12 protein-coding genes and 1 riboswitch are annotated in these 12,465 nt (G+C 50.5%); of the genes, 3 read left to right on the forward strand and 9 right to left on the reverse strand.

Annotated features, from left to right (window positions below; translation table 11 throughout):
- Nucleotides 1-72: 72 nt before the first annotated feature.
- Nucleotides 73-1,356: a glycosyl hydrolase family 18 protein gene (locus DX130_RS14495; protein ID WP_116046547.1), complete on the forward strand. Its 1,284-nt coding sequence runs from the start codon at nt 73-75 to the stop codon at nt 1,354-1,356.
- Nucleotides 1,357-1,415: 59 nt separating this feature from the next.
- Here DX130_RS14495 and DX130_RS14500 read toward each other — a convergent pair whose 3' ends face one another.
- The 3 genes from DX130_RS14500 to msrA form a co-directional block, all read right to left on the reverse strand.
- A complete protein-coding gene (locus tag DX130_RS14500; RefSeq protein ID WP_116046549.1) occupies nt 1,416-2,663 on the reverse strand; it encodes a TraB/GumN family protein in 1,248 nt (415 codons plus the stop codon).
- Nucleotides 2,664-2,840: 177 nt separating this feature from the next.
- The gene (locus DX130_RS14505; protein ID WP_116046551.1) at nt 2,841-3,458 is read right to left on the reverse strand and encodes a nitroreductase family protein; all 618 of its coding nucleotides are present in this window, start codon (nt 3,456-3,458) and stop codon (nt 2,841-2,843) included.
- Nucleotides 3,459-3,472: 14 nt separating this feature from the next.
- Nucleotides 3,473-4,441 carry a peptide-methionine (S)-S-oxide reductase MsrA gene (gene msrA / locus DX130_RS14510; protein WP_116047206.1) on the reverse strand — a complete coding sequence of 323 codons (969 nt, stop codon included), beginning with the start codon at nt 4,439-4,441 and terminating at the stop codon, nt 3,473-3,475.
- Between the two features lie 325 nt (nt 4,442-4,766).
- Between msrA and DX130_RS14515 the strand changes: the two genes are divergently transcribed.
- Nucleotides 4,767-5,198 (forward strand): hypothetical protein, encoded by a 432-nt coding sequence (locus DX130_RS14515; RefSeq protein WP_116046552.1) that lies wholly within the window; start codon nt 4,767-4,769, stop codon nt 5,196-5,198.
- Nucleotides 5,195-6,274: a phosphodiester glycosidase family protein gene (locus DX130_RS14520; RefSeq protein ID WP_116046554.1), complete on the forward strand. Its 1,080-nt coding sequence runs from the start codon at nt 5,195-5,197 to the stop codon at nt 6,272-6,274. The genes DX130_RS14515 and DX130_RS14520 overlap by 4 nt, the downstream gene beginning before the upstream one ends.
- A 58-nt stretch (nt 6,275-6,332) precedes the next feature.
- On the opposite strand, the gene DX130_RS14525 is transcribed toward DX130_RS14520, so the two are convergent.
- The 6 genes from DX130_RS14525 to DX130_RS14550 form a co-directional block, all read right to left on the reverse strand.
- Nucleotides 6,333-7,346, reverse strand: a complete 1,014-nt coding sequence (locus DX130_RS14525; RefSeq protein WP_165861288.1) for a 5-oxoprolinase subunit C family protein — start codon at nt 7,344-7,346, stop codon at nt 6,333-6,335.
- Nucleotides 7,343-8,089, reverse strand: coding sequence for a 5-oxoprolinase subunit PxpB (gene pxpB, locus DX130_RS14530; protein WP_116046558.1), 747 nt, complete (start codon nt 8,087-8,089; stop codon nt 7,343-7,345). The genes DX130_RS14525 and pxpB overlap by 4 nt, the downstream gene beginning before the upstream one ends.
- A gap of 13 nt (nt 8,090-8,102) precedes the next feature.
- Entirely contained in the window at nt 8,103-8,873 is a 771-nt protein-coding gene (locus tag DX130_RS14535) for a LamB/YcsF family protein (RefSeq protein WP_116046559.1), read from the reverse strand.
- Between the two features lie 108 nt (nt 8,874-8,981).
- Nucleotides 8,982-10,328 carry an NCS2 family permease gene (locus DX130_RS14540; protein ID WP_116046561.1) on the reverse strand — a complete coding sequence of 449 codons (1,347 nt, stop codon included), beginning with the start codon at nt 10,326-10,328 and terminating at the stop codon, nt 8,982-8,984.
- 121 nt (nt 10,329-10,449) lie between these two features.
- Nucleotides 10,450-10,550: riboswitch (purine riboswitch) on the reverse strand.
- 264 nt (nt 10,551-10,814) lie between these two features.
- A complete protein-coding gene (locus tag DX130_RS14545; protein WP_116046562.1) occupies nt 10,815-11,924 on the reverse strand; it encodes a DUF1648 domain-containing protein in 1,110 nt (369 codons plus the stop codon).
- Nucleotides 11,925-11,926: 2 nt separating this feature from the next.
- A complete protein-coding gene (locus DX130_RS14550; protein WP_116046564.1) occupies nt 11,927-12,325 on the reverse strand; it encodes a GntR family transcriptional regulator in 399 nt (132 codons plus the stop codon).
- Nucleotides 12,326-12,465 lie beyond the last annotated feature (140 nt).

Below are 12,465 nucleotides of genomic sequence, written 5' to 3' on the forward strand. Positions count from 1 at the left end.
GATCTTTATGACTACGAGCCTGCATTGGTGAATATAGATGAAAGTAGAGAGCAATTTTTGGGAGGGTTTCGTATGCAGATCCATACGGTCAAAAAAGGGGATTCGTTATGGGAGCTATCGCAGCGGTATGACGTGCCGCTTGAGCATATTTATGCCGCAAATAGCTTCACGGCGCAAAGCCCGCTTGTCATCGGCCAGGCCGTCATCATCCCGTCTCCTGGCGACGGACTCCAGCATAAAGTGCTGGTTGGCGAATCTTTATGGAAAATTGGGCAGCGGTACGGTGTATCCATCAGGCAACTTGTGGAAGCCAATCATCTTACAAATCCTGCCCTTATCATGCCCGGACAGCTATTAACCATTCCAAAGGCTGCCAAGCCCATCATAGAAGTGAACGCCTACACCGAGAAGTTGGGCAGCAATGGCATTGAGCTCGTCAACCAAATCGGCGATTATCTTACCTACCTCAGCCCTTTCAGCTACAGAGTGCAGATGAACGGCTCGCTTACCCCGCTCGACGATTCAGCTATAATCAACGCCGCATATAGCAAGCGGGTTGCTCCGATGATGGTCATTACTAATTTCGAGAATGGAACCTTCAAGCCCGATATTGCACACGCCGTTCTCTCTGATTCCAACTATCAGTCCTCCTTAATCGCTAACATACTGAATGTGATGAGAGAGAAGGGCTACCTCGCCATTAACGTCGACTTCGAATATGTGCCCCCGGCTGATCGCGAACTTTACAATGAATTTTTGCAGCGTTTAGTCGATGCCCTCCATCCTTACAACTTACAAGTATCTACGGCACTTGCCCCCAAACTTTCAGCAAATCAAACGGGGACCTTATATGAAGCGCATGATTACGCCGCACACGGCAGAATTGTTGACTTCGTGATCCTCATGACCTATGAGTGGGGCTGGTCCGGCGGTCCGCCAAGAGCGGTTGCTCCGCTGAACGAGGTCGTCAAAGTGCTGAACTTCGCTCTTTCCGTCATCCCTTCGGAGAAGATTGTGATGGGCATGCCCCTGTACGGCTATGACTGGAAGCTGCCTTACGTGCAAGGAGGCGGATGGGCCCCGACGGTCAGTCCGTACGAAGCCGTCAACCGCGCCGCCAAGTATGGGGCTACGATTCGTTATGACGAGGAGTCACAGTCTCCTTACTATCATTATTATGACGAGGAAGGCAGGGAGCATGTCGTCTGGTACGAGGATGCCCGCAGCGTGCAAGCCAAGTTCGATATCGTCAAAGCCTATAAACTGCGGGGCGTGAGTTATTGGGTGCTTGGCGTCAACTTCCCGCAAAACTGGTTCGTCCTTGGTGAAAACTTCACCATCAAGAAGCTGGTGTAAGTCTATTCCCTCAAAAAGAAAAGGGCCGCGGCATCATCTGCCGTCGGCCCTTCAATTGTCTATACTCTTGTTACGGTATAACCCTTCTGCTCAAGCAAAGGAACCAGTCCATGCTCGCCTACCATATGGAGCGCTCCAACTACGACAAAATAAGTTTCGGATTTGTCGCCGCTAAGGAAAGCGTCGATCTTCTCAGCCATCAGCACGTTGCGGTCTTGCAGCATCGCTTTGTAATACTCCGCATCGCTCTTCTGAGTTTGTACAGCCATATCAGTAAGCATGTCGAGGTTTCCGTCGATCCACATATCGGACAAATCTTTCACTGGCTCTTCTTCGACATAGAAGCTAACGATAGAACCAAACAACATCTCCTCTTGAATACGATCCGAGAAGTTGTTCAGCATATTCAGTTGGGACTTGGAAGACTCCAGACCGATAATAGGCAGTTTCGATTTTTCCGCAAGCTTCATGAAGTAGTCATCAATGCCAAGCTCTGACTTATATTCGCTATCTTCTCGTCTTTCGGCGTCAAGAAGCATGGATGCATACCATGGCTTAAATTGATCGAGCGCATACGTTGGGTAGCCCAGGTCCGTTAGCAACTCGACGACGTATTGATACGTTTTAGCTGAGATATGATTTTGCAGCGTCGTCCCATCATTATAAGTGCTTATACTATTGAGAAAGTCAGAGATATTTTCTTCCGAAGTAAAGTCAATCTCCAGTGCTAGATGATCGGCTTCCATGAAAGCATCCATAATTTCGTCTCTGAGCGGATACATCGCTTCGTTCGCTACATGGATAGAGCCGAGCATATAGACGGTATTGCCGCCTTTCTCAACCTTCCACATGAAGCCGCGGCTTTCCTGAATGGTGTCGATGGAGATTTTACGCTCTGCATCATTCCAATCGATCTCATAGCCTGTTGCTTCTACAATAAAGCGAAGCGGCACATAAGTCGCTTTGTTTTGAATCTTAGGCGCTACCGCCAGTTGCTGTGGCTGGCTGTTGACGTATGCTGTTGTATGGTCAATCTGCAAGCTGATGATTGCTTGATTTCTAGGATTAGTGCTTGTCGCCGTTACGACGCGGTTCTCTTCATTCCAGTCAATCTTGAAGCTCAGCTTCTCCAGAAGCATTCTAACTGGAACTAGCGTGGTGCCTTTCTCCACAATCGGCGTATTAGAGCCGAATTGTACTTGCTCGCCGTCTACCCAAATGGATAATGGGTTCGAAGCGGCTTGAGTGCCCGTTGCAAAGCTGAGTGCCATAACGATGGCAATAAGAATAGAAATAAACTTTTTCATTTGATGCCTACTTTCTCTTTAATAGGATAATAGTCTTGCTCCAAAAGTAGCAACACCACCTCTAACTATACCGAGGAATTAAATGGAAGGGTAGCTATAGTTTTGTATAGTGGTGTTCAAAAAAAAGAGCCCCGCACTCGGCGAAGCCCTTTGTCACACGACCTATTAACGTTACGCTTATCCTTGCACCCAAATCGTCTTGTCCGTAACCGGCGTACGCTTTGGCTCTGGCGCAGTCATATCGGGATAACCCAGATAGATGAATGCGACAAGCTCTTCATCCTCACGAAGCTCGAACGTTTCTTTCATACGCGGATGGAACATCGGCGCTCCCGAGCGCCAGATGGCGCCAAGTCCGTAAGCATGCGCGGCAAGCAGCAAGTTCTGCACCGCGACCTGCGCAGCCGCAAGCTCCTCCTCGCGAACCGCTCTCGGGTCGTCAGCCGGAGAACAAATCGCTGCAATGACAACAGGCGCACGATTCGCTTTCACACGTTCCTTCCGCAGCCGCTCCTCAAGCTCCTCGCCTTCCAGCTCAGGCACATTCGCTGCTGTTACTCTGGCATAGCCCTCGCCTAACAGCGATCTTCCTTCTCCCGTCATAACGACAAAACGCCAAGGCTGTGTATTATGATGGCTCGGCGCCCAGGACGCCGCCTCCAATAACGCTTCAATAATCTCCCGCTCTACAGCATCCGGCTTAAGCCGGCCGATGGAACGGCGGCCTCGGATAGCGTCCAGCACCCCTACTGCGTTCGCCTTGATATGAAGCTCCCCTAAATCTGTTGTAGTCATTTCCGTCTCTCCCTTTATTCAAATAACGAGCGATATTGACCGTACCCTTCTTCCTCCAGCTTATCCTTCGATACAAACCGCAAGGATGCGGAATTGATGCAATACCGAAGTCCGGTTGGCTGGGGTCCATCATCGAATACATGACCTAGATGGGAGTCGCCTTCTTGGCTGCGCACCTCAACCCTGACCATGAAATGGCTATTGTCCGAATGCTCAGTTACAGCCGATTTCTGCAATGGCTTCGTGAAGCTAGGCCAGCCGCAGCCTGCATCGTACTTATCCTTGGAGCTGAACAGAGGTTCGCCCGATACGATGTCGACATAGATGCCCTCTTCGATATGATCCCAATATTCGCCGGTGAACGGACGTTCAGTGCCGCTATTTTGCGTCACTTCATATTGAATCGGTGTCAGGTTCTTCTTCAACTCGCCAAGATCCTTCTTCAGCTTCCAATTGCTTGCGATGAAGCTGTCGCGACCGGAGCCTTTGCGGTACATTTTATAACGGTACGGATTTTTCTTATGGTAGTCCTGATGATAATCTTCAGCGGGATAAAAGTCTCCGGCAGGCTCGATCTCCGTCACGATCGGCTTATCGAAACGGCCGCTGGACTGAAGAGCTCCCTTCGATGCTTCCGCTTGTTGACGCTGTTCTTCCGTATAATAATAGATTCCAGACCGGTAAGAGGAGCCCCGATCATGGAATTGTCCTCCTGCATCCGTCGGATCAATCTGACGCCAGAAGATGTCGAGCAGCCGCTCGTATGAGAACAGAGAAGGATCATAGGCAATCTGTACGGCTTCGGTATGTCCAGTCGTGTCGGAGCATACTTCCTCGTACGTTGGGTTGACGGTATGTCCGCCCGTATAACCTGATACGACGGATAGAATACCCGGCATTTCCTCGAACGGCGTAACCATGCACCAGAAGCAGCCTCCCGCGAACATGGCCAACTCTTTATTTTGCTGTCCCATGAGGATCATCCTTTCCATTTGGCATTTCATGCTTAACTCTTTCATTATACAACACGAACTCGCGCCCTACAAAAAAGCAATTCTCGCATAACCAATAATTGTCTTCCGTCAAGTTGTCCGTTGGTGGCGACAGCCATCCTGCCGTTTGTTACAATAGGATGACATTCGCAACCTTTTTGCCGCTTTTTGTCGTTAGTAGTAGAGATGGACAAGCAGCGACAGATGATTATGCCGTGTAAAGGTGCGGCCGCATTTCATAAGGACATCCCGTTTCACGTTCGTTCATCCATCACAGCGTACCCGAATTGACAGAATAAAGAGGTGAATGAACACAATGAATGATTTGCAAGTAGATAGTGCAACTGTAAGCCGTCAGTCCACGGGCACACGCAAGAAAAGAGGAAAGGCCCCGTTACTGATCTTTATCGGCATATGGATTCTATTGATCGGAGGCGGCTTGCTGGGCGCCAAGCTCTATACAGACAAGCTGCAGCGCGATATCACCGCCGATATCGAACGGCAGACCTCGGCCCAAATCGCCGATATGCAGAAGACCTACGATTCCCGGCTAACTGCTCTGGAGTCCACGTATGCAGGCGAGATTGCGCTGCTGAAAGAAAAGATAGATGCGCTTAACGAGCTTCTTACCTTCACGAAGGATAATGCCGACAATAAAACGGATAATAGCAACAAGCTGTATACGCAGCTTAATGAAGTGAAGAAACAGTTGAACGAACTGAAAAAAAGCTTGGATGTCCTCAAATGAACATAACCGTAAAAACATTGAACCGTACAGCATTGCTGGCGCTTTCTCCCTTTATCGGCATACTGCTATGGCTGCTCTTCTCCACGATAGCTATCGAGTTGACGCAAGGCGGCATCACCGAGCCTGGCGCGGAGGAGCATGCTCCAGACCGCGTGTATATGAATGAAGCTGCAGCAGGCCTTGACCAGGCAAGAGACACCGCCGTACATACCAGCGAATCGATTAAGACGGAGATCGAGCTGTACAACAAAACCAATGCGGAAATGAATGCGATCGCCAAGACGGCAACCGCTCAAGCCAAACGTCCTCTTCAAATCTATGACAACAACATAACAGCCAAGCTTGGCAAGCCCGCAGCTACTATTAATTCCGACAAGCTGAGAGCCCAGCTCTTCTATCTCAAGAATGACAATTTCCGGAGCTATGCGGTCAAAATCCAGCTGAAATCGGATGATGCGATGAAAATGGTCATGGGCGGCTCAGAAATCGGCACGTCCATGACCACACTGGACGCGGTCAAGCAGCATAAAGCGGCGGTCGGCGTCAATGCCGGCGGCTTCGCGGACGGCGGCGGCAAGCGATATCCGCTGAGCACCACGATTGCGGATGGCGAATATGTATCCGGCTTCCAAGCTTCCTATTCCGATCTCTTCTTCGTGGGGTTGAGTGAGAAGAACAAGCTGATCGGCGGCCTGTTTGCAAGCAAGGATCAATTGGATGCCAAAAAACCGAAATTCGGCGCTTCCTTCGTACCGGTCTTGTTAAAAGGAGGCGTGTCGCAGCAGATTCCAGCCAAGTGGCAGACGAGTCCAAAGCGTGCGCCAAGGACTGTTATCGCCAATTACAAGGACGATCAGCTCCTCTTGCTAGTAACAGACGGCTACAATGAAGCTGGCAGCTCCGGCGCTACGCTCGCCGAATTGCAGACGCTGCTTCGAGGATACGGCACAATAGATGCCTATAATCTCGACGGCGGCGGATCTTCTTCCCTTATCTTTAATGGCAAAGTAATTAACAAACCATCAGACGGCGGCAAGCTGCGAAAGCTGCCGACGCACTTCTTATTCTTCAAATAAGGGCGGAACGCCTCGGTCCGGAGAGAATCAACAAGCTCTCCGGCCAGGCACTCCGCCCTTATGTTTTATGATGCAGCTTTAAAGCGATTATCGTGCGCAGTTGATTCATGTCCAGCTCTGACTCCAGCTTTAACCGCTCGGACTCGATAGGCGTAACCGAATAAAATCGGATGCGATCTCCAGGCTTCAACTGGGCGAATACCGGAATATCGACCGATGCGACTTGGCCGATGCGCGGATATCCGCCTGTTGTCTGCCGATCAGCCAGCAGCACGATCGGATTCCCGTCCGGCGGCAGCTGAATCGTGCCATGGACGACAGGTTCGGTTATAAGTTCCGATGCCTGCTCTCCGAATTTCAACTTGCGTTCGCTTTGAAGACGATATCCCATACGGTCAGACGAAGGGCCAATGCGAAATACCTCATGATACAAATTCCGAAGTGCTTCGGCTGTCAGCAGATTCTGATGCTCGCCCTGCATCAGCCGTACGGTATGCACCTCTCTTGGGGCGACCGCAAATCCGCCCGCATGCCATAACGGCCACTTCAACCTGCCCGATGACGATACCTCCAGCTTATCAATCGCCAAAGCTTCTCTACCCCTCTGTCTGATCTCCAGGCGATCTCCGGTTCCCAGCGTTCTGCCATCCAAGCCGCCTATTGCTCCGCGCAAGTACGTGCTGCGGCTGCCCATGCTCACATTTGCCTCCAACCCTCCGGCAATGGCCACATACGTTCGACAGCCGGATTGATAGTGACGGAACGACAGAATCGTTCCTTCGGCTATCCATACCGGACGCCATAGCGGTACGACTTCTCCAGCATCCGTCCGGGCTCCCATATCGCCGCCGCATACAGCGAGCCACATATCCTGATCTACCCTTAGCTCCGTACCAGTCAAAGTAAGCTCCAGCACAGCTTCGGCATCCTCGTTGCCGACGAGCCAGTTCGCGACTCGCGCCGCCGGCTCATCCATCGCTCCGCCTACTGCAACGCCATACTTCTGATAGCCGTAGCGTCCAAGGTCTTGCACGGTCGCCAGCAGTCCGGGCTTTAGCACCGTCAAGCTCATAGCTGCTCTGCCCCTTCCCATTCCTTATATTGCTGCTCGCTGATCGCCTCGAACCTCACATGATCTCCCGCTTCAAGCAAGCTCGGAATTTGCTGGTCCGGCCGGAATAGGGGGAGCGGCGTTCTGCCGATCAACTGCCAACCGCCGGGCGTTGCCAGCGGGTATACACCCGTCTGCGCACCCGCTATGCCGACACTTCCGGCCGGTATGACGATTCTCGGCGTCTTATGTCTAGGCGCAGCGATACTGGGCGGCATACCGCCCAAATATGGAAAACCCGGCGCAAACCCAATCATATAGACGCTGTATGAACCGCTTGTATGAAGCGAGACAACCTCTTCAGCAGATAACCCGCAATGCTCGGCAACCTCCTGCAGATCAGGACCGTAATCGCCCCCGTAGCAGACAGGGATCGTAACGACTCGTTCCGGCAATCTATTGTCCTCTTTTTCCGACAAAAGGGATAGACACTGCTCCAAACGCTTGCATACCGTTTCATATACCGACGCATGTCCTTTTTCCTGCAGCGATCGGCTGCGCCATACGACAAGAGGATCGTAATGAACGGCAATAGAGGCGAATGCCGGCACACATTCGATCATCCCATCGAATCGCTGAGCCTCAAGAAGCTGCATGACAGACATAATCCATCGATGTGTACCTTTATCAATGGTTGTTCCCTTACGAATAAGTACGCTTGAATCTCCCAATGGCAAAAACGAATCGTTCAGGCTTTGATTCATGAAAAACTCCCCCTTATCGCAGCAGCTTGCCGGGTGGCTGGACCCCAATGGCCGCTTTACTCAGCGCCTCCCTTAATGCCAGTACATGCTTAACCGCCTCAGGCGTATCTCCATGCACACATACGGTATCCGCTTGAAGCGCTAGCGGAGTTCCCTGCCTCGTCATTACTTGGCCCTTGACGATCATGTCAACAGCCTGTGACGCCGCAACGGCTGAATCGGCAATAACGGCCCCTGGCAGCGACCGATGAGTCAAGGTACCGTCCGCTTCGTAGGAACGATCTGCAAACACTTCCTGAGCAGCCGTAAGACCTATTTTCTCCGCTGCACGAATAAGCGCACTTCCTGCCAACCCATACAGCAGCGCATTTCCCTCTACTTTGTACACGGCTTCGGCGATCGCCTCCGCCAGCGCTTCGTCTTGAGCCGCCATATTATACAGCGCGCCATGAGGCTTCACATGCGTAAGGGTAGCGCCCTCCGCTCGAACAAAAGCTTGCACTGCCCCGATCTGATACACCGTCATCTCAAAAGCTTCACGCGGCGCAATCTCCATTCTCCGTCTCCCGAAGCCCGCCAGATCAGGCAAGCCGGGATGCGCGCCAATGGCTACCCCGCAGCTCATAGCAAGCTGGACCGTTCTTCTAATCGTGCCTGGGTCTCCTGCGTGGAAGCCGCAAGCTATATTGGCCGAAGATATATGCTTCATGATTATCTCGTCCTGCCCCAATCGATAGGCGCCGAAGCTCTCTCCCATATCGCAATTCAAATCTATACGGTTCATGCTCTCCCCATCACTCCTGCCCATCGTCTTCCTTCATTATAACGTATGGCATTACCCGCATAAAAAAAAGAGACAGCGCCGGCCCAGCGCTGCCTCTGCCAAACTCTATTATTCGCTGCCCATAAAGGCGTAGCGAGCGATAATCAGAATGGCTAGTATCCACATAAGCACGTGGATTTTGTATTTGCCTTTGCCAGCAATATTGGCTACAGCCGCCAACAGTACGTACGAAACGATACCGAAGGAAATGCCGTTTGCAATGCTGTACGTGAAAGGCATCATAGCGAATGTCAGGAACGCTGGAATTGCATAGACCATATCGGAGAAGTCAATCTCCTTCACGGATTGCATCATCAGCACGCCGACGATAATCAGTGCAGCAGCCGTAGCTGTACCTGGCACCAACGCTACAAGAGGAGAGAGGAAGATCGCAAGCAGGAAGCAGATGCCCGTCGTCACAGCCGTCAGACCGGAACGGCCGCCTTGCGCGATACCTGCGGAGCTCTCGACGAAAGCCGTTACGGTGCTTGTACCGAGAATAGCGCCGCCGCCAACGCCAATTGCGTCAACCATCATCGCTTTGCCTACGCGTTTCTTGCCTTCTTCAGGGTTCTTCATAATGCCTGCGCGGTTTGCCGTGCCGACAAGTGTGCCGAATGTATCGAACAATTCAACAAACGTAAAGGTAAGAATGACGGTGATCAGACCTACTTCCAGTACGCCGGCAAAATCGAAATGCCATACGTTCATCGTGGAGAAGTCAGGAATCCAAGTCTTGCCGTTTAACGCTTCGCTAATGTTCACGTGACCCGAGATTAGTGCGATAATCGTCGTACCCAGAATACCGAATAGGATGGCACCTGGCACGCGCAGCACCATCAGAATCGCAATCAACGCGATCGCAATGACCGTGAACACAACATTTTCATTATGGAAGCTGCCAAGGGAGATCAGCGTATCTCCGTTGTCGAATGCGATAATCGTCATCAGTCCGCTGTTTTTAAGACCGATTACAGCGATGAATAGACCAATACCGACCGTAATCGCATGCTTCAAGCTGTCCGGTACAGCTGTAATTAACAACTGGCGAACCTGTGTTACGGTAAGGATGATAAAGAGAATACCGGAAATAAAGACGGCTGTAAGTCCCATAGCCGGAGAAATCGGAACATCCGAAGCGGCCGAAGCCAAGATGACGGAAGCAAAATATGCATTAAGACCCATACCTGGCGCCAAAGCAACCGGGAAGTTTACGAATAAACCCATTGCGATGGTGAAAATACCTGCGGAAAGCGCCGTAGCCAGGAAGACCGCTGTCCAGTCCAGGCCAGTCGGCGTCAAGATTGCCGGGTTGACAGCTAGTATGTAGGCCATCGTCATGAAAGTCGTCAGCCCCGCCATAATTTCAGTTCTGACATTTGTTCCCAGTTCCTTCAATCGAAAGAAACGTTCCATTTTGATAATACCCTCCCAAAATTGTGTTGGAACAAACAAAGAAACCTAGCTTCAAATGCTGGAATGCGCATTTCGACTAGGCTCTGCAAAAAGGGGAAACGCCATGCGCAGGGCCGCTGCGATGGGCTTCCACTCTCTTCGTAGCCTGATCATTTACGGTGATCGAGTAGAGACTCTCAAGCCGATTCTTGAGATTATACGAAAAGTTCTATGCGGTTGTTGTTATCCGTAATCAATTTTAAAGAGAATGTGAACGTTTTGTCAACATTTTTCACGAATATTCACCATGGAATTTCTACAATCATTCGTAAAAAGAGCGTTTTCAATCGTATTTCAACAAAAGTCATGCTTTTTTATCCCTATTCCATGTCGGACTAAGCTTATCCCCCTCCTAAAACCGTCATATACTACTGATAGAGCCGACAAAGCCCGCAGGACGCATCCTCTCACTCGAAAGCGAGAAGAGCGCTTCTGCGGGCTTATATGTTATTCAATAATGTAAGGCAGTGAAATCGACAGTCCCACGATGACGATGATAAACAACCAGCCCAGCTTATTGCCAAAGTTGAGCGTCCATCCGATTCCGAACCTTTTTTCGACGAAGATTGCTGGATCCTTGGGATTGAAATAAATTTGTCCCATCTTCCAATATTGGTCCATATCCTGCGTCGCTACCGTCTGGCCTTGATGATCCGACGAATGCTTCAGCCTGCTGCCCCCTTGCCCGGTAACAAAGGAGAGGACAATGGACGAGATCGTAATAAAGCCGACAATGCTGAATGTCGCAATCATCGTTGCGTTAATACTCCACTCTTGCAGCTGACCAATTGGAAACAGAGCCATAAGGGCCATAACGGCAAAGCCGGTAAAAATAATATAACCAGACCATATTCTGCGGAATTTGATATTGCGGGCCAACGAGCCTTCAGGATCGCTCCCCTCCACAATCTGCTTACTAAGGCTGATCGCGTAATTGCAGAATAGAAATACAATGAGCAAGAAGGATTGCACGATAACCGGCCACATGACAGCCATATAGCTTTTCTCTACGCTGCGCGTCACTTCACCATCTATACCGTATTGCATCGCAATTTGCGCAGGGAACTGATCATAATACAATACGCATATCAGCACCGTCGCCAAAATGAGAAGCACATGGGGAGCGAACCAAAAATTCGAAAGCGTGAGCTTGGAATTACGAAATTTCGTGCTTACAACGACACGCTGCACACTCTCCGTTTTCCATCCTTTGCTGGACTTCATACGCTTGACGGCATAATGATTTTTCAGATACATCGCAAATGAGAAGATCAGATATCCAAATACATGCGCCAGCAGCACTATACTCCACTTCTTTTCATCCGACATTCCGCTAGATAGGAAAAACAGAGAAGCCGTAAGAAGGACGCCTACACTCCCGTTTAGCCATAAAAACTGATTGCGGAGCCCTTTAATATCCGGATCCTGCTGCGCCGCCTCCGGCACCGTTACGCCGAAACTCTCAATCCGCCGGGTAAGAAACGGGATAACCGTCGATATAAAAACGATTGGCAACATGAGCGTCAATACCAGTATCATCATCCATCCATCATTCATCTTTAAACGCCTCCCTGTTCATTAGCTCTCATATCATCGTATACAGCCGAGCATACTGCTTCGAGTTCAGCCTTCGTCATGCCTCTGCAGATCGCATCCGCGAGCAGCGGCCGAAGCTGCCGGGCAAGTCGATCCTTGAACGCTTCGTCTGCAGGTGGGAAAGCATCCGGCTCGATCACGACCCCTTGCTTCCGATTGATCTGCACATAGCCCTCTTGCTTCAACAGATGATAGGCTTTGTTGACGGTATGCAGGTTAATGCCAAGATCGGCAGCCAGTGATCGGACCGAAGGCAACGCTTCACCGGGCAGCAGCTGTCTTCTGGCAATGCCTTCAATAATGCCATTAACCAGCTGCGTATAAATCGGTGTCTCCGACTGGAGATCGATATCAAGCATCAAAGTCTCATCACCTCAATTGTTTGTCTGTTATATTTCAAGTATAACAACTATAACGAATATACGCAATAACCTTTTTTATCAAAAGACAGATCGGCATACATTGTACTTATACAGAAGAAGGCGACGGTCCTATACGTTCA

It is taken from the genome of Paenibacillus paeoniae (assembly GCF_003388735.1).
Taxonomy (GTDB): Bacteria; Bacillota; Bacilli; order Paenibacillales; family Paenibacillaceae; genus Pristimantibacillus; species Pristimantibacillus paeoniae.